Below are 24,876 nucleotides of genomic sequence, written 5' to 3' on the forward strand. Positions count from 1 at the left end.
GACCAATGCTTTTTTTATAAGACAAGATTTGGTGACGGATTTGTTTCAACATCCTTTTACTCCGGAAAATCACGATGAACCCCCTCGGTATTTTCTGAATCGCAAGGATGGGCACCCACGAAAGATTAAACTTTGACACTTAAACACTTATTTTATTTGGCCAACAACTCGTTCTCGGTAATTTTTTTAGCCAAAGTCTCATCTTCCTTGTGAAAAAGACAGATATTATAGTAATAAATGAGGCTCCCACTTCCATTTGCGTAATGGTGCAATTGAGATACGATGTCTTCGTTTGACAATGAAGCAGATATGACAAACCTACCTCTGTCATCAAAAAAAAGTATGTCAGAGTAACCGAGACTGGCTAAAGAAAAAATAGTGGAGAGCCCATCTTCGCCGATAGCATTCATGTTATCTCTGTTATACTCAAAGTATACTACAGGTTTAACTTGCTTAAGATAATTAAAGGCACCTCGCAATATAATAGTATCAAAGCCTTCAGTATCAATTTTTAGAAACTTAATTTTGCTTTTATCCGGTATGTCATTTATAACTGTATCAAGTGTCAGGAGTTGCACTAAGCTGGCTCCTTCTTTGCCAGGAATGATCGTTGTATTCCAACCCTGTTTATCTAAAGTGACATTAATGCTTGAATCCGTTTCACCAAGAAATTGTTTTATCGTGGTAACGTGCTTAAACTGAGCAACATTTCTTTGCAAATAACGATAAGAAAGTTCATCCCCTTCTATGCATACTATAGGAATATCCTTGATTGATTTAATAATTGCTACAGTATCGCCTACATTAGCGCCAACATCCAGCAAAACAAGATCGGGATACTTTTCGTTAACAATATTTACCAACCTGGCAATTTCCCCATTAAAGTCTTTTTGCTCTTTGTAAGTACTAATGAGTGGATTGTTCGCAGGCAAAACAATTTCATAGTTGCCCACCATAACATTTTTGTCTTTCTTTAGTATCGGGGCAGCAGGTACTTTCATGAAATCGTATCCAAAATATCTCAAGCACTTTCGTAAAAATTTTTTCATCTTAATTTCTTTATTTTTAGAACAAGAACAACATTATAGTCTATTTCACAATCACTCTCAAAAAGAATAGTATAAGACAAATTATCCATCCCGTTTAATTGATTTAGCATGAATTTTAGCCCCATGTTTTTATGAACATGAAATAAATTTAATGGCTGCCCTGTCTTTTTGCAATAAGATTCATACTTAGGTTGATCCGGGAATACAAGAATGAGATTCCCCTCATTCTTTAATATCCTTGTAAATTTTTGTAACGCTTCGCGGGTATTGCTAAAATCTTCAATAAGATGACTTGTATAAACGTAATCGAAAGTATTATCCGCAAGAGGTATTTCCTCCTTCATTACATCGCAAGGTATGTCAACTTTGTCTTTTCCTGTATTAGCGTAGGGGTTTAGAAAATCAATACCCATACAATTTTCATTTTTAATTTTATCGCCACCAAAGCCAATATCGCAACCATTGCCGACACAGTATGGGGTAACCAAATGCCTCACTTTCGACGTTTCAGATGGATAGCGTTGCTTTATTCCCAGTTTTCTTTTGATTTTTCTGATTATTTTGCTAATCATTTTAGGTAAGTGTCTATGAGTTTATCAATATATTTCAATACGTATCCGGTTGTATGATTTGAGCATTTGGGTATTCCGGCCTCTCCCACAAGTCTGCATATAGGGCCATTTTTGCTTACAACATTATGGTAACAACCTGCAAATTCGCAATACTGCTGTAAAAAAAAACCTTTAAAAAGTTCCGGAAAATGCCTGAGAAGAGGGTTCACAGCTCCAAAAAATATCAGGGAAGGAACACCAAAACTTGCTGCAATATGACTTGGGCCAGAGTCAATACCGATAAAAAAAGAGCTTTTGCCAATAAGGGCAGACAATTGCCGCAAATTTGTTTTTATTACTTGGGCTCCAGGGATGTACTCAGGATTTTTTCCTATTTGTATTACTTCATACCCCAAGTCATTCATGTGTTTAATAATAAGCCCCCAATCAATGCCAAAAACCCTCCGATAATTTCTGTCCGAGAAAGTTTCTATATGCAATATCACATAACACTTGCCCACTGAATCCGAATGCATTTCATCTTTGTTCAGATAAATTCTTGGGTATTGATTGACTCTCGGAATTCCGGCTCTGTCCTGATAAGCATGCAACAAAGGCGTTTTTGGTTTTCTTTCATAGGAAAAATCAAGATTAACAAAAACGACCCTTGTCCCTAACAGTCGCTCTGCATTGGAAAAAATTTTTTCAAACAGGTTTAGCTCCTTCTTGAAAATGACGTTTTTATGTGGATAGTTATCGAACAGTTCATTAAACTTTGTATGAACTACTATTTTTTTATTTTTTTTGGCATATTCCCTAATTATCGGCTCTATCCATAAAACATCTCCGATTTGTCTTTTTCTTATGATATACTTGAAAATCATTTTCTTTAGTTCTTCGATGCAAAAAATATTTTAATACCTACATTTGCAATGATGGCAGGCAAAGTCAAAGTTTCTATCTGCATTCCCGCTTATAAGCGAACAGAATATCTAAAAAGACTGCTTGATTCAATTAGGCGGCAAACATACCAAAATTTTGAGGTTATTATTTCTGACGACAGTCCAGACAACTCTGTTAGCGACTTGATAAAAGATTTTGCGACAGAATTGAACATTAGGTACTATAAAAATAACGTTCCGTTAGGCACACCTTCAAATTGGAATTTTTGCATTTCAAAGGCTAATGGGGATTGGATCAAACTAATGCACGATGATGATTGGTTTACAGATGATAAGAGTCTTCAGAACTTTGTTAACCACACCAATCTGGGTAAAAAATTCATTTTTTCTGCATACGTTAATGTTTATGCAGGTTTCCAAGTGAAAAAAAATGCTGTTCACATAAAACATGCTTGGAAAAAAACGATTATAAAACAGCCCGGATTACTCCTCGCTCAAAATATTGTGGGGCCGCCTAGCGTTACATTGCTTCATCATTCCATAAAGGAAAAATATGATGAACGGCTGAAATGGAGAGTTGATATGGAGTACTATATAAGGGTTCTTAAAAACGAAAGTAATTTCACTTACATAGATATTCCTCTAGTTAATGTAGGAATTAGTGAAACTCAAGTTACTCAATCCTGCATTTACAAACCCGAAGTTGAGTTACCGGAAGGGTACATACTTCTGGAAAAGCATGGCACCGGGCAGTTAAAAAATATATGGATATACGATGCATGGTGGCGGCTTTTAAGAAACATGAAAATCAGGAAAAAGGAGCAATTGGAACGATACGTATCTAATGAATGGCCAGCGGCAATTGTTTCAATGGTATCCGATCTGGATACATGTCCTGAGATGTTTTTGAAGGCAGGAATTTCGTCCAAACTATTCATGGTAATTTCTTACTTCAAAAATTTCAGAAAAATAAAGCAATAGGGCTTTTGTAAGGCCAAACAGTAGCCATAAGCGTGTGGACTTACATTTTAGGGAATTGTAAAATTTTCAGGAAGCTTTATTTATATTTCTTTTTTTCCTGCGATATTCCTGCCATATTGCAATAATAATAACCAGCCAGCTTAAACCTGAAGCAACTCTTTGTATAGTAAGGCTTCCATAGTATGACGCTGGCTTGAACTCAAAGCGTATGGTATGAGTGCCAGCAGGGACCGGCAAGCCTCTCAAAGCATAATTAGTTTTAATTATCATTGCCTCTTTGTCATCAACGTAAGCTTTCCATCCCCTATCATAGTAGATATCGCTAAATACCGCAAATTGGTTACTTTTTGCTTTAAAGCTATATGTGGCTACATCATTATCATTGTCGATAAGTAATATCTGAGCACTTGAATCAGGTTGAGGTGAAAGGCCAATGCTCTTTTGATATGATTCTTCTATAATGGCTGTATCCCTTGTATTCGCAGAATCTAGGGCTTTCATAGCGCTGACCGGATCTCTAACATACTGAATACCCTTTACAAGCCAGCAGCTTCCAAAAGCATCAGGATTAGTATAAACCTGCGGTTGCCCCTGCTGGTCCTGCTGTATTACATATTTAGTATTAAGCATATTCAAAACCCTAAAATTCATTGGTTGTTTTCGGAGTTGATAATTGAGGACGTCTTCCGCTAGTCCAAGCTTTGCCGGACTGTATCCACCTACAGAATTATGATGATACGAAGTATGAGCATCGTTAAATATGTTCGTGGTTAAATTTAAAACCCTGTAATACCCCGTATCTTTTAGTATCTGCAGGTCAGCCGCAGATGGTTTAAAATAATTTTCATCATACTCTTCCTGCGTTTGAAAGCTTTCATCATTTAAGTATCTCCTACCAATTGCCAAAACATCAATAGAGCTCGACACAATCAGTACTATTATAGCTGCTCTTGCTTTTATTTTATTTTTAACTACCAGCCACAAAGTTCCGAATGCAAGACCAATAAAAATGATAGATCTTATCAGGTCTCCGGCAAACAGGGCTTTACGGTCTTGTATAAGGGCATTATAAAAGCTCTTTGCTTCACCTTCGTTACCACGGGTAATTTGTGATAAAAAACTTTTTACACTTTCATCATTATCCGCGCCAACATAAGTAAAAAAGAAGTACATGACTATAGCTACGCCCAATACACATCCTACAGCAAGGCCGGCATTCTTCAATGCCTTAAACCTTTGCGACAGGTCTTTCTCCTCGAAAAAGAATTTCTGCAATGCCAGTACTGCTAATAAAGGAAACAACAATTGAGGAATAACCGCTGCTTGAGAAGGGGCCCGAAACTTATTATAAAGAGGGAGATAATCAAACAAAAAATCGTTCAAAAAACTAAAATTCCTGCCCCACGAGAGGGCGACAAAGAAAACAGATGCGAACAGTATCCACCATTTATCTATTGATTTCACATATACCAAACCCAAAATAAACAAAAAACAAATGACCGCGCCCAGGTAAGCAGGTCCGGAGGTAGTCTCATTTGGTTTTGACATTCCCCCCCAATAAGCAGGCATATAAGAGGCTATCTGAACAGCCTGATCTTCAGGAATGCCTTTTTCTTCAGCCAGTTTTGCAATATGGGAAGTGCCGTCTAGTTCTCCGGAACTACTTCCCCCAAATATCCTGGGGATCAGCATAGTGAAACTTTCTGCCTTCAAGAAACTCCAGTTGAAAGCATAATCAATTGGAAGCCCGGATGTTTGTTTGCTTTTGCCTGCAGTAGTATCTATACTTAAAGTGCCGCCGCGCATAGTAGCTTTCGAATAATCCAAAGTCGTTGCTAATATAACTATGTTTCCCAAAATACCTATCACAACGCTTGATACAAGAGTAAGAGTAGATAGAGTGATATGTTTGTAATCTCTTCGTTTTATAAAGTAAACTGCATAAAATGCTGCAACAAAGAATGCGAGAATAGCAAAGTAATATGACATTTGCAAGTGATTCATTTGTATCAGGAGAAAGCTAAAAACTATGGTTGCTGCAGCCCCAATCCAGTACTTTTTTTGAAATACGAGCAAGATAGCTGCAAGCAGAGCAGGCATATATGCCATTGCCTGTACTTTTGTTACATGTCCCACCACAATAATAATAGGGTCGTAAGTGGCATAGGCATAGGCTATACTTCCTAAGATACCTATCCATGAGTTTACCCGCATTACCTGACTCAAAAAATAAAAACAGGTACATAGCAGAAAAAAGAAGCTGATGGGTTGAGGTAAAAAAAGAGTAAACAAGTAGTGGAGGTAACCGAGGTTTACTGGATCATCTACATCCATGGCAATCTGGTAACCAGGCATTCCGCCAAACATACTATTAACCCATAACGGGAAATGACCATGAGTTTCTTTATACTTAAATGAAGACTGTGCCATACCCTTCCAGTGAGAAAGGTCGGCTTGGTTTACCACTTTACCTTCCAGCGCTGGTTTACAATAGATTACGGCAACTACTAAAAAAATGCCCACAGCTATAATGTGGGGCAACAGGTTCTTCCACGAAAATTGCTTCATGCGGTTGTTTTAAACTTGGCAAACGTACATGAACAATCTAAAACGGCAAAGAGTTTAGCGCTGGATGGTTGTGCACCAACAAAATTTTAACCGCCCGGCAGCGGTTACCACCAAACCGCCCCCTACCTGGCCCAAAATTTCCACCAATGTTTCCTCTCCTCAGCTACGGTTTCTTCAGAGTAAGATTCTCCATCCTGGCCCAGCACCCTGGCTGCAAGGGCCCGGGCAATGCTGTTCATTTTTTCCAGCACATCGGCATCGGGGTTAAAAACGGTAATATTTCCAGATTTAAATTCAAACTTGGCAGGTTTATAAGTAATGGCCCAAGGGTCGTCAACCAGCCAGATGGCTTTAAAGCTGCTGCTGTTTTTGGAAAGGCTTGCGCTGGCTGCAAAAGATGTTTTTGAGAGGTTATCGAAACGCATTTCCCTGTCGTTGGCTATATAGGCAATCCATTCTTCCAGGGTTATTTCTTTGGAGGCATCTACATCGTACCAGTTGTCTTTGCGGGTTATATGAACTTCATAGCCCATTTTAAACCAGTGTTTTAAGGTTTAGAAATTTGGAGTGTTCCTGTAATGCCCTAACAGCATCCTGGAAAAACATGTTCTTTGCAATAGCTGTGCCGGAAAACGGATTGCTCATTTACAACTACTTACGTTTAAGCCGTACTAAAAGTTTTTCCATTTAAGAGAAAAGGGCCCTCCCAAAAAGAAATATAAAACCGGGGATAATTGTATAAACGCAGGATGTGCTACTACTGCGCCAGGGATTGAAGCGGTTACCCCGCTGAAGCCATCGCAGCAAAGCCTTGTGGCGGAGTATGAGCACAACCGAGAAAAAGCACCTAAATGTTGCTTCGGCGAAGGTTGTGAACGCAGTTCTGTCCGGTGCCCTTGCCATAGCTTGGGCAGGCGCCATGAATATGTATGATGTAAGATGTTTTTAAAGTACGATTTACGAAGTATTTTTTTACCACCACCCACCTGCCTGGGAATGTACGATGCAAAAAAGCGTACAAACTGCCAGCCCTCCCCTTTCGCCATTTACTTCTCCCCCACTCGCCTTACTAACCATAGTGCCACGTACCAGGTTTACGGATTTCGTAATAATCCGCGCAAACGTTTGCATTTTTTCGTTACAGGGTGTAACCTTGCAACTTAAATGAGATATGTTTGCGTGCCGTAACCCGTTGCTTTGAAAAGAGTGACTATACCATAGCAACAGTTTTTTATTTATCTTTTGCCGCTCTAACCAATGAACATGAAACAGTTGATAACATTGCTGAATGTATGCCTGGCCTTTTCTTCTTTTGCTCAAAACAGCGTCGGGGATTTTAAACCCTATGAAACCACTATACCCGGCAGCACCGTAAAATTTACCATGACTCCCATACCTGCCGGCAGTTTTGACATGGGCAGCAGCGATAAAGACCCTTTGCACAAACCTGATGAAGGCCCGCAAAAACAAGTGACTGTTGATGCTTTCTGGATGGGCGTGCATGAAGTAACCTACGACGAATTCCTGCTGTTTTTTAACGACCAGGCTACCAGTGTTAACAGCGATGTGGATGCAGTTACCCGCCCCACACCGCAATACATAGACTTAAGCTGGGGTATGGGCAAAGCCGGCGGTTTTCCGGTTAACAGTATGTCTCAGATGGCGGCTGCAACTTATTGCCGCTGGTTGTACAAAAAAACGGGTGTATTCTACCGGTTGCCTACCGAGGCGGAATGGGAATATGCCAGCCGTGCCGGTAAAACTACCGCTTACTATTTTGGGGATGACAGTGCCAGTTTGGGCGATTATGGTTGGTTTGCCGGCAACAGTGGCTTAAAGTACCATAAAGTAGGCGAAAAGAAGCCCAATGCATGGGGCCTGTACGATATGCTTGGCAATGTGGCCGAATGGACGCTGGACCAATATGATGAAAATTATTTCACCACCATTGGCGACAATCCCAAAAACCCGTTGGTGCCCGCAGAAAAGCGTTACCCACGCAGTGTACGCGGTGGCGGCTACCTTGAAAATGCCGGTGCGCTACGCTGTGCCAGCCGGGATAAATCCATTGCATCCTGGAACCGGCGCGACCCACAGATACCCAAGAGCAAATGGTGGCTTACAGATGGCATGCAGGTGGGCTTTAGGCTGGTAAGGCCGCTGGTACAGCCTTCTGCCGACGAAATTGAAGCCTTTTATAAAAATTATACCGGCCGGTAATGGCAAACGGGATAATTAATAACCAGTAAATAATAAATATCAACCAACAGGCTCCTGCAGAAATGTGTAACTTACGGGGCTTTGAAAATTCATTGCAAACTCTCAAATTCAACAATATGACTAACGATGCAACAAACACCGGCGGCAAATCACGCCGCGATTTTGTAAAACAAACATCCCTTATTGCCGGCGGGTTAATGGCTGCCCCTCTGCTCAGCAAAGCCAATTTTTTCTCCGGCTCGGATGATGCCATAAAAATTGCCCTGGTTGGCTGCGGCGGCCGCGGTACAGGCGCAGCTTCACAGGCTTTAAGTACCAAACAAAATATAAAGCTGGTGGCCATGGCCGATGCTTTTAAAGACAGGCTTGATGGTGCTTACAAAGAACTTACCAGCGGCGAAAATTTTGACGCCAAACGTGTTGATGTGCCTGAAGACAGAAAATTTGTTGGCTTTGATGGATACCAGAAAGCCATTGCACTGGCCGATGTGGTGATACTCGCTACACCTCCCGGCTTCAGGCCCATTCATTTTGAAGAAGCGGTAAAACAAGGCAAGCATGTGTTTATGGAAAAACCCGTTGCTACAGACCCCGCGGGTGTGCAAAAAGTATTGGCTGCCGCAGAGCAGGCCAAAGCCAAAAAGTTAAACGTGGTGGTGGGCCTGCAGCGCCATTACCAGAACTCTTACCGCGAACTGTTTAAACGCAAAGACCTTGTAGGCGATATAACTTCTTCGCAAGCCTGGTGGAATAACGACGGCGTTTGGGTTAAACAACGCCAGGCTGGCCAAACCGAAATGGAATACCAGATGCGCAATTGGTACTATTTTGTATGGCTTTGCGGCGACCATATTTGCGAACAGCATATACATAACATAGATGTTATTAACTGGTTTAAGGGTGGTTACCCTGTAAAAGCCCAGGGCATGGGCGGCCGCCAGGTACGTACCGGTAAAGAATACGGCGAAATATTCGACCATCATTATGTTGAATTTGTTTACGAAGATGGTTCCATACTTAACAGCCAGTGCCGCCACATACCCGGTACCATGAGTAAAGTGGATGAACTGCTGATTGGCACCAAAGGAAAAATACAGGCTGGCGCGGCCAATATTGTTGACCTGAAAGGCAACGTATTGTACCAGTTTGATAAAAAGACCGAAAACAATCCCTACCAGACAGAACACGACGAACTGTTTGAAGCCATTGCCAAAGGAGAATACAAATTCTGGGATGCGGAAAACGGGGCCAAAAGCTCAATGACATCCATACTGGGCAGGATGGCTACTTACAGTGGCGAAGTGATTGACTGGAACAAAGCCATTAACAGCGGTATTGACCTGCATCCCAAAACCTATACATGGGATACGGTGCCGCCGGTAGTGCCCAACTCACAAGGTGCTTATGTAATTGCAACGCCGGGCGTTACAAAATACAGCGTGTAGAACAACATTTATAGTAATTATTTCAAGCCGGAACTGCGTTTCCGGCTTTTTTGTGTATGGTACCGGCTGTAGAATTTTATGGCATCGCCTGTTGCGTCGCACTACGTTCATCGGTTGGTTTTTCATGGCATCTTTTCAGACCCGGAAGTTCAAGTGTCTGCCAGCTTTGCTGCCAGACACGTTGCCATTCAAGGTCATCACAACCCACATCCATTCCAGAAAGCTTTAATCGGTTTTTATGCTTTTCTCACCCGCAGGTGGCAGAAGCGGGTGCAACAGGTTATGGTTGCAGTGTCTGCCAGCTTTGCTGCCAGACACGTTGCCAATCAGGGTATCTACAACCCACATCCATTCCAGAAAGCTTTAATCCGCAGCGCCGCTTTATGCTTCTGGCACCTGTAGGTGGCAGAAGCGGCTGCAGCAGGTTATGGTTGCAGTGTCTGCCAGCTTTGCTGCCAGACGCGTTGCCATTCAATTCAAGTGGCTAATAGAACATAAGGAGCAGAGAATTCCGCTCCTTACTTAACCTTCCTTGTTCTTTGTTCGATATTCTCTACCTGGGTCTGAAAAGCTGCCCAAAGAACAGAACGATGAACGTACTGCGACGCAACGATGCTTTATTGAAATACCGGACTTCTGGCGCCAAAACGGAGAAATAATAACAGTGCTTTAGTTATCATAAACGACTCAAACGTTTGCGTTGAAAGGATATGTTTATTTGCTTAGCTTAGCACGGCCTATAAAACACTAATGCTTTTTAAAACAAGATTCATGAAAAAATTACTGGCTATTATGAGCGCCGCATTTGTAACAGCATCTGCAATGGCGCAGGTGAACATTATTCCCAAACCCGCGTCGCTACAGGTGGGCAACGGCACTTTTACCATTACCCCTTCTACAAAAATTTCGTTAAGCACTGCCGGGCTTAACAGGCAGGCTGCTTTTTTTAACGATTATCTTCAAAAGTTTTATGGGTTTAAACTACCGCTGGCACAAGGCAGCAAAGCTGGCAAAAACAGCATTGTGCTTGGTTACAACAAACTAAATGGCAGCAAGCCCGGAGCGTACAGTCTTGAGGTAAACAACCATGGGGTAACCATTGGAGGAGACAATGCTGCCGGTGTTTTTTATGGCATACAAACCTTGATACAGTTGCTGCCGGCTCAGCCATCAAAGGAACTGGCCATTCAGCAGGTAAGCATTGTGGATTCTCCCCGTTTTGCCTACAGGGGCATGATGCTGGATGTAGGCCGCCACTTTTTTCCTGTAAAAGATGTAAAGAAGTTTATTGACTTTCTGGCCCTGCACAAAATCAACAACTTTCACTGGCATCTTACTGAAGACCAGGGCTGGAGAATTGAGATAAAGAAATACCCCAAACTTACACAGGTAGGTGGCTGCAGAAACGGTACCATCATTGGCCACCACCCCGGCACCGGCAATGATGATACCAAAGATTGCGGCTACTACACGCAGGCCCAGGTAAAAGAGATTGTAAAGTACGCCGCCGACCGTTTTATAACCGTGATACCGGAGATAGAACTGCCGGGCCACTCGTCTGCCGCCATTGCAGCTTATCCAAAACTTAGCTGTTTTCCTGACGAGCCTACAGAAATAGCCAAAGGCGTAACCTGGGCAGGCCCCAAAACAGGCAAGCAGGTGCAACAATCCTGGGGTGTGTACAGCGATGTATATTGCCCGAGTGAATACACTTTTAAATTTTTGCAGGATGTAATGGATGAGGTGGTACAGTTATTTCCGTCAAAATATATTCATATTGGCGGTGACGAATGCCCCAAAGACGCCTGGAAGAAAAGTGAATTTTGCCAGAAACTTATTAAAGACAAAAACCTGAAAGACGAGCATGGCCTGCAAAGCTATTTTATTGGCCGCATTGAAAAATACCTGAACAGCAAAGGGCGCAACATTATTGGCTGGGATGAAATACTGGAAGGCGGCCTTGCCCCCAATGCTACTGTAATGAGCTGGCGTGGAGAACAAGGTGGCATTGAAGCCGCCCGCCAAAAACATAAAGTGATTATGACGCCTACCACTTATGTTTACTTTGACTATGCACAAAAGAAAAATGAAGACTCACTGGTTATAGGCGGTTACCTGCCGCTAAAAACGGTTTATAACTACAACCCGCTGCCGGCTGAATTAACGCCGGAAGAGCAGCAATACATCATCGGCGCACAAGCCAATGTATGGACTGAATACATAGCCAACGCCGGCAAACTGCAATACATGATTTTTCCGCGTATGACTGCCCTGAGCGAAGTACTGTGGAGCAAACAGGATGACAAAAACTACGAGGATTTTAAAACCCGCCTGGCCGAACAATTTAAGCGCTATGACTTATGGAAAGTGAAGTACGGGCAGATTGGAGATGAATAAAATATTGTTTTGATATTGAAGCCCTGGCCAAAAAATGCCAGGGCTTTTTTATGGTTTTAAAAGAAAATTAATTATTCCAGGAATTAGCTGAGTATAAAAACATGTAACTATTTTAGCCGGATTCGAAACTATTATCCAATATCAAACGCCGTAAAATACCCATGAAGCATATTTACCTCCTGGCCCTGTTGTCACTGTGCATCAACCTGAAAGCGCAGAATTTTCACATGATTGAGGATATGAACAAAGCAACGGATTCGTATCCAACAAGTATTAATTCTAACAATTATAACTACACGTTTAGCAAACCCTTTTCTGTAACGAACGGCTTGGGGTATTTTGTTGCCGATGACGGGATTCATGGCAAGGAACTATGGATGACAGATGGCTCGGAGGATGGTACTAAATTAGTTAAAGACATAACACCAGGAACAGCTTCCTCTTCTATTTGGGATATTGTTGAATGTAATGACAGGTTGTTTTTTACAATACTCAACTCTGCTAACTCTTATGATCTTTGGGTGTCTGACAAAACAGATGCCGGTACCTATTCTATCAAAAATCTTGATAGGATAGCTGGACTTACCGTTTTGAAAAATGAAGTCTATTTTATTACGAATGCAGAGCTATGGAAAACAGACGGTACACAGCAAGGCACAGTTATGATAGCCAATTTTAACACAGAAAAATACTCCTGGCGAAATCCAATTTATATTATTGGTTTAAAAAACAGCGTATTTGTTTGCAACTTCTACGGCATCTGGCAATTCGACGAAAAGTACTCTGGGAGACTGATTATGAGCGATAAATACCACTACCCCAGACAACTCATAGAAGGACCTGGCGAAAGTATTTTTTTTGTCGCATCGGACAACGAAAATAACATATCGGACCAAGTTCTCTGGGTAGCTAACCTGACTACCGGAGAAACGCGGATAGCACCGGGCATGCACGATGGTTACCCATCCTACACACCAATGGTTGCAAAAGACGGGATTTTGTATTTTGCAGGCTCCTCTTCAAAACAAAATCCAGCAAGTTCGGCCTTATACAAATATGACATGACCTTAAAAACTGGAACCAAGCTCATAAAAAATTATACAACTTTCGGCCAGTTAGATGACATTTCAATTTCAGGTGATGACATTTACTATATTGTTGGGTTTTTGCAAGGGGAAAACGCCTCTCATAACCAGTTATGGAAATACCAAGGTTCTAACCAGGTAGTTTCACTAATCAAAGATAGCAGTCATATCTCAGCTTTGATAGGTATCAATAATCAACTTTACTTTACAGAACCTTCTGATCAAAACCATTTTTCACTTTGGCGATCGGATGGCACTCCTACTGGTTCAGTTTTTATAAAAGATTTCTCTTATCACCTACACGGTGGCACCGGTTTTTGCATGCTTAATGGCTCCATAATTTTTTCTGCCTTGGGAATAGACAGAAGCATCGGAATGGAACTCTGGAAAACAGATGGCACTACCAATGGCACCGTTATTTTAAAAGATATCAATCAAACCACAACAGGCTCGTCCTATTCCGCTTGCCTTACCGCATACAAAAACAACCTGTTCTTTGTTGACAGCAATCTATCTTATATTAGGAATGGAACCTCCATAGTAAAAAGACTTGATAAAGTAGCAGCACTATCATTGAATGAATCAGACAGTATGGTAGTGCTTAATAAGCAGCTTTTCTTTTTTGGCATAGACCGGAGTACCGGGAAATCAGGACTGATGAAATCTGATGGTACCAATACCGGAACGGTGATTATAAAAGAGTTTCCTGATAACAGCCGGGAGGTTAAATGGATTTCTTCAGGCAATAACCTCATTTACTTTTATACTTATAATGGTCAAAATAATCCTTCTTATCTCTGGCGCAGCGATGGCACAACTGATGGAACTTTTATCATTAAAACAAATACTGAAGATTTAGGCTATTACAGTTTAAACTTAGTAAACAGGCTAACAGCGGGAAAATATTTTTATTTTATAAAATATGGTTCGCGTGGAGATCAACTTTGGCAAACGGATGGTACTGCTGCCGGCACAAAGCGTGTTAAAAACAATTTCCCCGACGGCAATGAAAATGCGAGATACTTATGCGAGCTGAATGGTCTTCTATACTTTTCCGCAAGAAATGGCAATAGCCGGGCTCTTTGGAAAACCAATGGTACAGAAGAGGGCACAGTTATAATTAATGATAAGGTTCGGAATGTAACAATGCTTTCAAGAGCCGGCAACAAAATATTCTTTTCTGCGTATGACGAAATTAATTCGCAGCAACCTGGGCTTGCGGTTTCTGATGGTACAGAAAGCGGCACCAGGATTATTTTTAGAAACATCAACATTATGGAAAGTTATGTGCGACAGGATGTAAATGGCGTGTTTTGTTTTTTTGCTGATGATGGCAACTCCGGCACGGAGCTTTGGAGAAGTGATGGAACAGAAGAAGGTACTTATATGCTCAACGATGCCACACCCGGGCCAGGCCCATCAACTTCCTTGCGGCAAACAATTTGGAATAAAACACAAGCAACCGTCGCCCACGGCAAGCTTTACCTGGTTATCAACAAAAAGCTTTGGATAACAGACGGAACCAGGGAAGGCACACATGAAGTTCAGGATACAAATCTCGCCAACGCAACCATCGCAGGTGATTTCAGGGCCGTAGGTAACCAAATCTATTTTTCAGCAAATACTTACCAGTATGGTACAGAACTTTACACAGGCACCGTAGATGTACCATTATTGCCTTTGTACATTTTTAATGGCACAGGCGATTTTGACGACCCGGCTAATTGGTTAAATAACCAAATGCCGCCTCAAGACGTACCCGGGGGCGTTGAAGTTGTTATTGATCCCGTAGGTAACGGAGAGTGTATTTTAAATGTGCCACTAAATTTAAAAGGCGGCAAGCTTACGGTAAAACAGGGTGCAAAACTGTTCATCAGATAAATCCTCCCTCAACTCACTATCAGCACCGGTATTTCAATCCGGTGCCTTACCTGGTTAACGGTTTCACCGTAAAGCAGGTCTTTAAGACCGGTGTGCCGGTGAGCGCCCATTACCAGCATATCCGCGCCGGATTCTGTTACAATACGTACAATTTCATTGATGCGGTTGTGATACCCCAGGGAGGTTTCAACTTTATAACCCATAGCGGTTAACTGCCCGGCAAAAGATACCAGCCGCTGTTCGTCTTTGCGGGTTTCGTTATCATCCGCTGATTCCCGAAGATACCCTGCAGATGCAGTTTCCACCACATGAATAAGCGTGTACTTTGCTGCATGGTTGCCCTGTTTCAATGCATGGGCAATGATTTTTTCATCCTTACCGGTAAAGTCAAGCGCTACGGCTATATGGCTTAGCGGCGTTACAGAAAGATTGCTCAAAACCGGCACATCCCCATGCATGCTAAGGTTTTTCTTTGCCCGGCGGCTTTTAATTACAGGATAGAAAGTCATGGTAAGAAAAAGCCAGGCAAAAGCCAGGGCTGCCGCGCTAACCAGTATTTTTAACCCTATACTGCCTGTTTCAAACACCTGCACTATTTCTTCCACCACCAACTTTACATTCAAAAACACCAGTATAGACGCTACCAGCCACGCGGCTATCTTAACATGCGTTCTTATGGCAAATTCTCCCATGCCCTCTTTATCGCTTACAAAATGTATTAGCGGTATAATAGCAAAACCCAACTGCAGACTCAGTATTACCTGGCTTAATACCAGCAAGGCATCCAGCTTATCTTCTCCGTAAATGCCAATAACCAGTACGGCAGGCACAATGGCAATCAGCCTGGTTAGCAGGCGGCGCAGCCACGGATTAATACGTAACTGCAGGTAGCCCTCCATTACTATCTGCCCTGCCAGCGTGCCCGTAACGGTGGAGCTTTGGCCGGCAGCTATTAACGCGATGGAGAACAGGTAAGGCGCCAGTTGGCTGCCCAGCAATGGGCTCAGCAGTTCATGCGCATCTTCAATCCTGGCTACCTGTGTATTGCCGCTTTTAAAAAATACCGTTGCGGCCAACACCAATATAGCGGCATTTACAAAAAAGGCTGCATTTAAAGCAATGGTGCTGTCAATCATGTTAAACCTTATAGCCTTTCTGATGCCTTCTTTATCCGGCTTTATCTTACGTGTTTGCACCAGTGCGGAATGCAGGTACAGGTTGTGCGGCATTACGGTAGCGCCAATAATACCTACAGCTATATATAACGCTTCGCTGTTAAGTGCTGTTGGCACAAAACCTTTCACCACTTCACCCATATCGGGTTTAGCAAGAAAAATTTCTATTAAAAAAGACATGCCGATAATAATCACCAGCGCCAGTATAAAAGCTTCCAGCTTACGTATGCCGTAGTTCTGCAGCCACAGCAACAGCAAGGTGTCCAGCACGGTTATGCTGATGCCCCAAATAAGCGGCAGGCCGGTTAACAGGTAAATACCCAATGCCATACCCAGCACCTCTGCAAGGTCGCAGGCAGCAATAGCTATTTCGGCAAGTATGTACAGGCAAAAGTTAACTAATGGCGGGTACACTTCCCGGTTGGCCTGTGCAAGGTCTCGCCGGCGTACAATGCCCAGCCTGGCACTAAGGCCCTGCAGCAGCAGCGCCATCAGGTTGCTCATTAACAGTACCCATATTAGCTGGTACCCGAATTTGGCGCCACCCTGCAAATCGGTAGCCCAGTTACCGGGGTCCATGTAACCTACGCTTACCAGGTAAGCCGGGCCTATATAGGCAAGAATCCTGCGCCAGCCTTTGCGTGGCCGGGTGGTGTCTACAGATTCATGTACTTCGCTAAGTGAAATGTTTTTGTATGGAGAAGGCTGCATAGGTTAGAGTGGTTTTACGTATAATACCTGGGCTAGCTGCAGCGATATATTTACCGGTGCTGCAATGTCTTTTATCCGTAGTTCTATTGATTGGTCAAAGCCAAATTTCCTGGTTACCTGCAAACGGCTGCCAATACTTATATTCTTATGTTTCAGCAGGTCCAGCAATTCAGACGACTGGTCTTTTACCGAACTCACTTCAGCAGGCGTATTAACAGGCAGGTCGTTAAGGCTTATGTCGTGCTGCACCTGCATTTTACCGTTTACATCGGGTATTGGGTCGCCATGAGGGTCAAACCGTGGAAAATCCAAAAAAGCATCCAGTTTGTCAATTAGTTTTTTGCTGGTAATATGTTCCAGTTCTTCAGCCACTTCATGCACTTCATCCCAGCCAAACTGTAGTTTTTCCACAAGAAAGTATTCCCATAACCGGTGCTTACGTACTATCCCCAATGCGGCTTTACGGCCTTCCGTAGTTAAGTTAAACCCCCTGTAAGGCTCGTAATTCAGCACTTTCTTTTGCTTTAACTTTTTCAGCATATCCGTAACAGATGCCGCTTTTGTTTGCAACTCGGCCGCCAACTCGTTGGTGGTAACAATAGCGCCGGGTTTTTGAAGGTGATAAACCGCTTTTATGTAATTTTCCTCAGCCACCGAAAAATTAGACCCCATTTAAAAATAAATTTAGACAAATCTAAAAAATAATTTACCAGATATCAAAACATTTTTATGGTACCAGCGACGGTACCCTGCAGGAGCTTCGTTGCGTCGCAAGCACTTTATCGTCCGGTTCATTGGGCAGCTTTTCAGACCCGGATTGGGTAGAGATGCAATGCTTCGCATCTTTACCCGCCAGTAAAATAAGCAAGCGGCTGCACCATCGGGTGAGGGATTGAAGCGGATACCCCGGTGAGGGTATTGTGCGCCGGGTTTTGTGCCGGAGTATGAGCACAACCGAGGGAAGGCAACTAAATGTTGCTTTAACGAAGGTTGCGAACGCAGTTCTGCCCGGCCCGAGGCACGAGGGACACCCCCCAAAATTATCAGGATTAATGCACAAAGACGCTGTGCCCCAAAAGAGGTTTACCCGTATCAGAAAAGCAATTGAAACAATTTTGCAGCGCGGAAAATAGGTACAGAAACAGCGCACAAAAGGGCAGGTAATAATCGGCAGGCCTCTACCCTATGTAGTTGTACGCGTAGTCAAACATATTTTTATGTTCATCATCGTCATCTAAAAAATCATCCTGTTCAGCCAATTCTTCCAGCTTTTTTTCTGCTTTGCTGCGCAGGTATATTATTACCGCGGCGCCTGCCACGGCAGTAATTGCAGCAGCAACCAGGATTTTCTTCATCGCCTTATTTTTTTTCTTTTCCATACGCAATAGCCATACCATATTTTATACCTTGACAATGCAGGTGGGCATAACGCCCACAAAATTAAAATAAACACCGTAAAAAAGAAACCCGCAACATCAATCTTTGCCGGTATAAGATTTTTATAACAAAACTGTTGCCTGTTGGTTATTTATTGTACCTGCAACAATATCACACTATTTAAAAAGCTATATATTCGCCCGGCTATGAACAGTGCTAAAGTTTTGATATTTGATGATGATGCTGACATTTTACAGATATGCACCATTGTACTGAAGAAGAAGGGCCTGGCAGTGCATACGGAAATGTCGTCTGAAAATTTACTGGAAAAGGTTAGCCGGCATAGCCCGTCTGTAATACTGATGGACAATAAAATTCCAGGTATGGATGGGGTTACCGCTACCCGTATGATTAAAGAAAACGAAGCATCTAAGGATATTCCCGTTATTTTCTTCAGCGCCAATACAGATGTGGCTAAAATGTCTGAAGAAGCCTCATGCGATTTTTATCTTCAAAAACCTTTTGACATTAATGAGCTTGAAACCATTGTGATGAAAGCTTTGAAGCTTTCGTAGAGTTTCATTTTCTCATTACTTTATTTTGGATACACTCTGGTGGTTACTTAGAGTTTTTTAAATGGAAGCGCAACAGATTTTAACTGCGCCAAAAATGAAAGAATTGTAACTACAACAATGTAGTTATGGCTGTTTACGATGCCTGCCCTTGTAACAACAACCCCTGCATGAATAAAACCATATCATTAAACCCCAGCACATAATGCGGTTTAACCAGTTGTATGGCCTGCTGCGGCATATAACTTACTTCCGCTTCATCTGGGCTTTGCACAACTGTTATGCCCTTGTGCTGGCGTACATGTAAAAGTCCGGTGGCGCCATCGGCATTAGCGCCGGAAAGCAAAAGGGCAACCAGGTGGCTTTTGTACGCTTCGGCGGCAGATTTAAACACCACATCTATACTCGGGCGGCTGAAATTTACCTTCTCTGAATAGTCAAGCGAAAAGCTGTGATTTTTTTCTACCAGCACATGGTAATCAGGCGGGCAGATATATACGTGGCCGGCTTGTATTTTTTCTTTTTCTTCCACTTCTTTTACACGCAAAGCTGTTCTTGTGGCCAGCAATTCTTCCAGTGCCGACTCGTATTGAACATTACGGTGCAACACCACCAAAAAAGGTATGCTGAAGCCGGAAGGTATTTGGGAAAACAGCCTGAGCAACACCTGCAGGCTGCCCGCAGAGCCACCGATGGCTACCAGTTTAGTTATATGCTTCAGGCTATTTTTTTCCATATTTTCTCCCGCCCTTCTATTTGCCTGTACCTTGACACTACAGGTGAAAAACGCAGCGACTCCTTGGCGCCCAGCACAAGAAAACCAAACAGTTCCAGGCTGCTGTCGAAAACATCCAATACCCGTGCCTGCAAGGGCTTATCAAAATAGATTAAGACATTCCTGCAAAAAATTAACTGGAATGAATTAAAGGAAAAATCTGATACGAGGTTATGGGTGGAAAACACCATTTTTTGCGACAGGCTTTCATCGAACTTGGCCAGGCTATAATGTGCAGTATAATACGATGAAAAATCGGCCATGCCACCGGCAGCTATATAGTTTTTTGAATATTGCTGCATAGCGCTTACAGGAAAAATACCCTTCCTTGCTTTTTCCAGCACGGTAGGGTTAATATCTGTACCATACAGCAAAGATTTGTGCAGCAGGCCGGCCTCTTTCAGCAGGATGGCCATGGAATACACTTCCTCCCCGGTGGAGCAACCGGCATGCCAGATACGTATGAACGGATATGTTGCAAGCAGCGGGATTATTTTCTCGCGGATTACTTTGTATAGCGACGGATCCCTGAGCATTTCAGTAACATTAACACTTATCTCTTCAACAACACGGCCAATGTAGCCATCGTCAGTTGTTACCTTATGCCTGAATTCGGCAAAGCTGTGAAAATTATCAAGGGTTAAAAGCCGCTGCAGCCGCCGCTTTAGCGAGGCTTTTGAATAACCGGAAAAATCATACCCATATAACGCGGCTACATCCTGTACAATCTGTTCTATTTCTTCTTCTTTCAGGTTTATTTCCACGCTGTTTATTTTAGGTAATCGTTCAGCATCAGCAACAACGCATCCACATCAACCGGCTTGGATATATAGTTGTCAGCGCCGGCCGCGAGGCATTTCTCCTTATCCCCCTTCATAGCCTGCGCCGTAACAGCTATTACGGGAATGTTCTTAAACCGGTCATCCGCTTTCATTAGCTGTATCGCTTCATACCCATCCATTTCCGGCATCATCATATCCATCAGTACCAGGCTTATCTCGTTGTCTTTGCCCATCATGTCAATTCCATCCCTGGCGGCAGTGGCCGAAACGGTTTGAAACCCTTTTGACTTAAGCGTTGCCGTTAATGCGAAAATGTTTTTACTGTCATCATCTATTATCAACAGTTTTCTACCCATAAAAGTTTTGAGGAAATTTATTTAACGTAACCTGTTTCGTATAACCATATTCTAAGCAGCGAAATCAACTGGTCTGTATCAACCGGCTTGGATATATAATCTGAAGCGCCGATCTGAATGCATTTTTCACGGTCTCCCGTCATTGCCTTGGCGGTAACAGCTATGATGGGCAGCTTTTTCCATGCCGGGCTCTTTCTTATCTCGGCTATGGCTTCGTAACCATCCAGCACAGGCATCATCATATCCATAAGAATGATGTTGATATCCGGGTGCTGCTCCATCAACTGCAGCACTTCTTTGCCATCCATAGCTGTAAGCACCTGCATCTTATGTCGTTCCAGCGCTTTGGTCATGGAGAAAATATTTCTTACATCATCGTCCGCAATCAACACTTTTTTCTGCTGCAGCACATCATCCAGCGAACCCAGTTTTTTTGTCCCCGGGTCTTTTTTCTGCTTATGTTCTTCTACCAGGTGCAGAAAGAGCGAAACCTCATCTTTTATGCGCTGATAAGAATGTGCTGTTTTAACAACAATGCTGTCGGCATATTGCTTAATGCGCAACTCCTCTGTCTTGGAAAGGCTTTTACCGGTAAAGATGATAACTGGAACATTTTCCAGGTCGTTGTTTTGCTTTACGGCTTCCAGTGCTTCGTAAGCTTTTTGATCAGGGATGCCCATATCCAGAATAACGCAGTCAACTTCTTTGTTCTTCAGCAGGTCAACACTCGCCTCTACGCTCCCTGATATTTCCGAATTTACATCGTAGGTGGAAAGAAAATAAGCCAGCGCCCTGGCATGCCTTGTGTTTTCTTCTACAATGATTACTTTTTTGGATTCTTTCTTTAACACATATTCAATCCGGGAGAAGATATTCTCCACCTGGTCCAGCGGGATGGGCTTATTGATAAAATCAACTGCCCCTCTTACAAGACTTTCTTTCCTTGCTTCAAAAGATGACATGGTGTGCACCGGTATGGGCTTGGTTACAGGATCTTTCTTTAGTTCATCCATTACCTGCAGGCCGTCTTTAACGGGCAACTGTATATCCAGCAATATGCCGCTGGGCCGGTAAATACGTGCCAGGTCTATGGCGTAATCACCTCTTACGGTAACTATTCCTTTGTAGCCTTTTTGCCTTGTAAAGTCCAGCAGTACTTTGGCAAAGGGGGTATCGTCTTCCACTATCAATATGGTTTTATCGCCCGGCTGTATGTTGTTACGGTCATCGGGTACATCTTCGGGTATGGCATCTGTTGTGTAAGGCCCAATTTGCTTTTCCTCTGCTGTAGCCATAATATCTTCCATTGGCGGTGTATGTGGCTGCTGCGTCTCTCTGTTGGCGGAAAGCTCCACCGCCACCTGCCTGTTAAACGGCAACCAAAAAACAAATTCGCTGCCCTTATCCGGTTCGCTGGTAAGGCTTATATCGCCACCGAGCAATACCGCTAATTGTCGGCTGATGGAAAGGCCCAGTCCGGTACCGCCGTACTTGCGCTTGGTTGATCCATCGGCTTGCTGGAATGCCTCGAATATCAAATGCTGTTTGTCTTTGGCTATGCCTATACCTGAATCCTTTACTGAAAACTCCACAAACCCTTCCCTTGTTGCTGAAGGACGTACAGTTAGGTTAATATAACCTTTGTGTGTAAACTTAAGCGCATTGGAAAGCAGGTTCTTCAACACCTGTTCCAGGCGCATTTTATCGGTTTGAAGGTCTGCCGGTACACCTGGCTCAATGGCAAGGTTAAGCGCCACATTTTTTTCTTTGGCCAGCGGCTCAAATAAGGCCCGCATGTTTTCAAGAATAACCGCCGGTTGCAAAAACTCGTAATCCAGCTCCATTTTGCCAGACTCAATTTTCGACAGGTCAAGTATCTCATTTATCAACTGCAGCAACCCGTTGCCGGAACTTTGAATAACGCTGGCATACTCTACCTGGTCAGCCTTTAAATTGCCATCACTGTTTTCTGCCAGCAGCCTTGACAACAGTAATATTGAGTTAAGCGGCGTTCGCAATTCATGTGACATGTTGGCCAGGAACTCCGACTTATACTTTACACTCAAAGCAAGTTCTTCGGCTTTCTTCTGTATATCCAGGTTGCGAACTACAACCAGGTGGTTTTTTTCCTCCAGTTGTCTTGTACGCTCTTCCAGTTCCTGGTTTACTTCCTGCAGTTCCTCCTGTTGTACTTTAAGCTCTTCTTCAGATACCTGCAGCTTTTCAGCCTGTGCTTCCAGTTCGGTATTCAGGTTTTCCAATTCGCTGTGCTGTGCCTGCATTTCTTCTGCCTGGGCCTGTGTTTCTTCCAGCAGTTCCTTAAGTTTTGCACGGTTTTGGGCCGTATTTACAGCCATGCCCAACCTGCCGGAAACCTCGTTAAAAAAAAGCATTTCCCGTTCATTGTATGGCGATAAAGATGCCAGTTCAATAACAGCTATTAAGCTTCCTTCAAAAAATACAGGAAATACAAAAATGTTCTTTGGCTTTATTTCGCCACCACTAAAGCTTATCAGCAAATCCGTTTCATCAATACCCGTTAAGTTTATCTGCTTTTTACTCAAGGCGCACTGCCCGGCAAGCCCTTCGCCAAACATCAACTCTTCTTTGCCGGGTATGGGCTTAAAAGCATAGCTGCTTTTTATACGCAGCCAGTTGCCGTTTGCTACAACATAAAAAACGCCGGCCTGGCTGGCAGTGTAACAGCAAATAAAGTCCAGGGCGTCAAAAGCAATAGCGGCAGTGTCTTTATCGCCGGCCAGTTTTTCACTTAAACCTGCAATGCCCTTTTGCAGCCATTCATTAGAAGAAATGAGCCCGAAGGAATAATCCAGCGATTTAGCCATTTCATTAAGCGAAGCTGATAAACTGCCAAGCGAATCATTTTCTTTATCGTTTACCCTCACTTTGTAATCCCCTTTGGAAATATCATGCGCTATCCTCTCTATTATGCGAAGACGGTTTTTTATCTCTTCGTCTTTTCTATACAGTGTAAGGTTCAGCGCCGCCTTTTCGTCATAATCATCGCTCACCTTTTTGTAAAACAGTATGGTAATTAAAAAAGAAAGTGCTGCCGCTATAATTATCAAAACCGGCGTATAATCTGCAAACCGGTTCATACGGTGTGTACGTTCTGCCAACAACGTATTTTCGGTGATCTGAATTTTACGGACTATCTCCCTTGCGCTGTCCATAGCGTTTTTACCTTCCTTAAGTTTAAACACATCTGTTGCCAAACCTGCTTTTTTCTCATCAATTAGTTGCTGCAGCATATTAAACCGGCGGTTAATAAGGCCTTCCAGTTCTGAGCAAAGTGTCTGCTGTCCAGGGTTATCCTGCGTCAGTTCCCTTACTTTCTCCAAAGCAGCTATTGCTTTGGCCATGGCTCCTGAGTAAGGTTCCAGAAAATCTTTTTCGCCCGATAACAGGTAACCACGCTGGCCTGTTTCCGCATCCTTCATAAACGAGATAATTTCCTGGCTTTCACGCAGCACGTTATCCGTATGGTTAACTTCACGGGCACTGCCAATAAGGTTCTGGATGCTTACATAAGATGCCACCGAACTTATCAGCAGGAACAATAACGACAAGCCGAAGCCAATCTGCAGATTTCTTTTAAAACTCATGCTCATGATTAGTACAGTTGAGTGTTTTCATTTTACGGACAGCAGGCGCATGTATCGGTAAGACTCTCTTACATCAATACAACCTACCTTAAAAAGTACTTCGTAAATCGTCGTACTTGCTTTTACATCGCACAACACACATCCAACATCTTACATAAAAAAGTACATCGTACTTCGTAAATCGTACTTTTTTACATCGTACACCCCACATCAAACATCTAACATATCACAAGTACTTCGTAAATCGTACTTTTTACATCGTACATCCCACATCCAACATCTAACATATCACAAGTACTTCGTACTTCGTAAATAGTACTTTTTACATCGTACATCCCACATCAAACATCTACCATAAGTAAGTACTTCGTACTTCGTAAATCGTACTTTTTTACATCGTACATCCCACATCCAACATCTAAC

19 protein-coding genes are annotated in these 24,876 nt (G+C 42.9%); 7 read left to right on the forward strand and 12 right to left on the reverse strand.

What is annotated here, in order from left to right; all coding sequences use genetic code 11:
- Positions 1-152: 152 nt before the first annotated feature.
- The 3 genes from F0364_RS15650 to F0364_RS15660 are packed head-to-tail and all read right to left on the reverse strand — an operon-like array spanning position 153 to position 2,484.
- Positions 153-1,049 carry an FkbM family methyltransferase gene (locus F0364_RS15650; RefSeq protein WP_153798739.1) on the reverse strand — a complete coding sequence of 299 codons (897 nt, stop codon included), beginning with the start codon at positions 1,047-1,049 and terminating at the stop codon, positions 153-155.
- Complete coding sequence (locus tag F0364_RS15655) at positions 1,046-1,621, reverse strand: class I SAM-dependent methyltransferase (RefSeq protein ID WP_153798740.1); 576 nt, start codon at positions 1,619-1,621, stop codon at positions 1,046-1,048. Before F0364_RS15655 ends, F0364_RS15650 begins: the two co-directional genes overlap by 4 nt.
- Positions 1,618-2,484, reverse strand: a complete 867-nt coding sequence (locus tag F0364_RS15660) for a glycosyltransferase family 9 protein (RefSeq protein ID WP_153798741.1) — start codon at positions 2,482-2,484, stop codon at positions 1,618-1,620. The genes F0364_RS15655 and F0364_RS15660 overlap by 4 nt, the downstream gene beginning before the upstream one ends.
- A 48-nt stretch (positions 2,485-2,532) precedes the next feature.
- Between F0364_RS15660 and F0364_RS15665 the strand changes: the two genes are divergently transcribed.
- A complete protein-coding gene (locus tag F0364_RS15665; protein ID WP_153798742.1) occupies positions 2,533-3,483 on the forward strand; it encodes a glycosyltransferase family 2 protein in 951 nt (316 codons plus the stop codon).
- 66 nt (positions 3,484-3,549) lie between these two features.
- Here the strand turns inward: F0364_RS15665 and F0364_RS15670 are convergent, their stop codons facing one another.
- Together F0364_RS15670 and F0364_RS15675 are read right to left on the reverse strand one after the other, a co-directional pair.
- Entirely contained in the window at positions 3,550-6,051 is a 2,502-nt protein-coding gene (locus F0364_RS15670; protein ID WP_153798743.1) for a YfhO family protein, read from the reverse strand.
- A gap of 122 nt (positions 6,052-6,173) precedes the next feature.
- The gene (locus F0364_RS15675; protein WP_153798744.1) at positions 6,174-6,584 is read right to left on the reverse strand and encodes a hypothetical protein; all 411 of its coding nucleotides are present in this window, start codon (positions 6,582-6,584) and stop codon (positions 6,174-6,176) included.
- A 730-nt stretch (positions 6,585-7,314) separates the two neighbouring features.
- On the opposite strand from F0364_RS15675, the gene F0364_RS15680 reads away from it, so the two are divergent.
- The 5 genes from F0364_RS15680 (at position 7,315) to F0364_RS15700 (ending at position 15,079) form a co-directional block, all read left to right on the forward strand.
- Positions 7,315-8,271, forward strand: a complete 957-nt coding sequence (locus F0364_RS15680) for a formylglycine-generating enzyme family protein (RefSeq protein ID WP_153798745.1) — start codon at positions 7,315-7,317, stop codon at positions 8,269-8,271.
- Between the two features lie 116 nt (positions 8,272-8,387).
- Positions 8,388-9,716, forward strand: a complete 1,329-nt coding sequence (locus tag F0364_RS15685) for a Gfo/Idh/MocA family protein (protein WP_153798746.1) — start codon at positions 8,388-8,390, stop codon at positions 9,714-9,716.
- Between the two features lie 78 nt (positions 9,717-9,794).
- Positions 9,795-10,118, forward strand: coding sequence for a hypothetical protein (locus F0364_RS15690; RefSeq protein WP_153798747.1), 324 nt, complete (start codon positions 9,795-9,797; stop codon positions 10,116-10,118).
- Between the two features lie 369 nt (positions 10,119-10,487).
- Positions 10,488-12,113: a beta-N-acetylhexosaminidase gene (locus F0364_RS15695; protein WP_153798748.1), complete on the forward strand. Its 1,626-nt coding sequence runs from the start codon at positions 10,488-10,490 to the stop codon at positions 12,111-12,113.
- 161 nt (positions 12,114-12,274) lie between these two features.
- Entirely contained in the window at positions 12,275-15,079 is a 2,805-nt protein-coding gene (locus tag F0364_RS15700; protein WP_153798749.1) for an ELWxxDGT repeat protein, read from the forward strand.
- A gap of 8 nt (positions 15,080-15,087) precedes the next feature.
- Here the strand turns inward: F0364_RS15700 and F0364_RS15705 are convergent, their stop codons facing one another.
- From F0364_RS15705 to F0364_RS15715, 3 genes are all read right to left on the reverse strand, one after another.
- A complete protein-coding gene (locus tag F0364_RS15705; protein WP_153798750.1) occupies positions 15,088-16,965 on the reverse strand; it encodes an Nramp family divalent metal transporter in 1,878 nt (625 codons plus the stop codon).
- A gap of 3 nt (positions 16,966-16,968) precedes the next feature.
- Positions 16,969-17,637 carry a metal-dependent transcriptional regulator gene (locus tag F0364_RS15710; RefSeq protein ID WP_153798751.1) on the reverse strand — a complete coding sequence of 223 codons (669 nt, stop codon included), beginning with the start codon at positions 17,635-17,637 and terminating at the stop codon, positions 16,969-16,971.
- Between the two features lie 506 nt (positions 17,638-18,143).
- Positions 18,144-18,320: a hypothetical protein gene (locus tag F0364_RS15715; RefSeq protein ID WP_153798752.1), complete on the reverse strand. Its 177-nt coding sequence runs from the start codon at positions 18,318-18,320 to the stop codon at positions 18,144-18,146.
- A 228-nt stretch (positions 18,321-18,548) separates the two neighbouring features.
- Here F0364_RS15715 and F0364_RS15720 point away from each other — a divergent pair, with 228 nt between their 5' ends.
- A complete protein-coding gene (locus F0364_RS15720) occupies positions 18,549-18,917 on the forward strand; it encodes a response regulator (RefSeq protein ID WP_153798753.1) in 369 nt (122 codons plus the stop codon).
- A 133-nt stretch (positions 18,918-19,050) separates the two neighbouring features.
- On the opposite strand, the gene F0364_RS15725 is transcribed toward F0364_RS15720, so the two are convergent.
- Genes F0364_RS15725 through F0364_RS15740 form a run of 4 tightly spaced genes read right to left on the reverse strand, consistent with a single transcriptional unit; the run spans position 19,051 to position 24,453 of the window.
- Positions 19,051-19,650, reverse strand: coding sequence for a chemotaxis protein CheB (locus F0364_RS15725; RefSeq protein WP_153798754.1), 600 nt, complete (start codon positions 19,648-19,650; stop codon positions 19,051-19,053).
- The gene (locus F0364_RS15730; RefSeq protein WP_207632707.1) at positions 19,632-20,453 is read right to left on the reverse strand and encodes a CheR family methyltransferase; all 822 of its coding nucleotides are present in this window, start codon (positions 20,451-20,453) and stop codon (positions 19,632-19,634) included. Before F0364_RS15730 ends, F0364_RS15725 begins: the two co-directional genes overlap by 19 nt.
- 5 nt (positions 20,454-20,458) lie before the next feature.
- The gene (locus F0364_RS15735) at positions 20,459-20,827 is read right to left on the reverse strand and encodes a response regulator (protein WP_153798755.1); all 369 of its coding nucleotides are present in this window, start codon (positions 20,825-20,827) and stop codon (positions 20,459-20,461) included.
- A 17-nt stretch (positions 20,828-20,844) separates the two neighbouring features.
- Entirely contained in the window at positions 20,845-24,453 is a 3,609-nt protein-coding gene (locus F0364_RS15740; protein ID WP_207632708.1) for a response regulator, read from the reverse strand.
- Positions 24,454-24,876 lie beyond the last annotated feature (423 nt).

It is taken from the genome of Foetidibacter luteolus, assembly GCF_009650435.1.
GTDB classification, from domain to species: Bacteria; Bacteroidota; Bacteroidia; order Chitinophagales; family Chitinophagaceae; genus Foetidibacter; species Foetidibacter luteolus.

Excerpts from the sequence above, each read along its gene's own strand:
- F0364_RS15690 (WP_153798747.1), top strand. The coding sequence starts at position 9,795 with ATGGCATCGCCTGTTGCGTCGCACTACGTTCATCGGTTGGTTTTTCAT.
- F0364_RS15705 (WP_153798750.1), bottom strand. The coding sequence starts at position 16,965 with ATGCAGCCTTCTCCATACAAAAACATTTCACTTAGCGAAGTACATGAA.
- F0364_RS15720 (WP_153798753.1), top strand. The coding sequence starts at position 18,549 with ATGAACAGTGCTAAAGTTTTGATATTTGATGATGATGCTGACATTTTA.
- F0364_RS15710 (WP_153798751.1), bottom strand. The coding sequence starts at position 17,637 with ATGGGGTCTAATTTTTCGGTGGCTGAGGAAAATTACATAAAAGCGGTT.
- F0364_RS15685 (WP_153798746.1), top strand. The coding sequence starts at position 8,388 with ATGACTAACGATGCAACAAACACCGGCGGCAAATCACGCCGCGATTTT.
- F0364_RS15695 (WP_153798748.1), top strand. The coding sequence starts at position 10,488 with ATGAAAAAATTACTGGCTATTATGAGCGCCGCATTTGTAACAGCATCT.
- F0364_RS15675 (WP_153798744.1), bottom strand. The coding sequence starts at position 6,584 with ATGGGCTATGAAGTTCATATAACCCGCAAAGACAACTGGTACGATGTA.
- F0364_RS15650 (WP_153798739.1), bottom strand. The coding sequence starts at position 1,049 with ATGAAAAAATTTTTACGAAAGTGCTTGAGATATTTTGGATACGATTTC.
- F0364_RS15665 (WP_153798742.1), top strand. The coding sequence starts at position 2,533 with ATGATGGCAGGCAAAGTCAAAGTTTCTATCTGCATTCCCGCTTATAAG.
- F0364_RS15680 (WP_153798745.1), top strand. The coding sequence starts at position 7,315 with ATGAAACAGTTGATAACATTGCTGAATGTATGCCTGGCCTTTTCTTCT.
- F0364_RS15660 (WP_153798741.1), bottom strand. The coding sequence starts at position 2,484 with ATGATTTTCAAGTATATCATAAGAAAAAGACAAATCGGAGATGTTTTA.
- F0364_RS15670 (WP_153798743.1), bottom strand. The coding sequence starts at position 6,051 with ATGAAGCAATTTTCGTGGAAGAACCTGTTGCCCCACATTATAGCTGTG.
- F0364_RS15655 (WP_153798740.1), bottom strand. The coding sequence starts at position 1,621 with ATGATTAGCAAAATAATCAGAAAAATCAAAAGAAAACTGGGAATAAAG.
- F0364_RS15700 (WP_153798749.1), top strand. The coding sequence starts at position 12,275 with ATGAAGCATATTTACCTCCTGGCCCTGTTGTCACTGTGCATCAACCTG.
- F0364_RS15740 (WP_207632708.1), bottom strand. The coding sequence starts at position 24,453 with ATGAGTTTTAAAAGAAATCTGCAGATTGGCTTCGGCTTGTCGTTATTG.
- F0364_RS15715 (WP_153798752.1), bottom strand. The coding sequence starts at position 18,320 with ATGAAGAAAATCCTGGTTGCTGCTGCAATTACTGCCGTGGCAGGCGCC.
- F0364_RS15725 (WP_153798754.1), bottom strand. The coding sequence starts at position 19,650 with ATGGAAAAAAATAGCCTGAAGCATATAACTAAACTGGTAGCCATCGGT.
- F0364_RS15735 (WP_153798755.1), bottom strand. The coding sequence starts at position 20,827 with ATGGGTAGAAAACTGTTGATAATAGATGATGACAGTAAAAACATTTTC.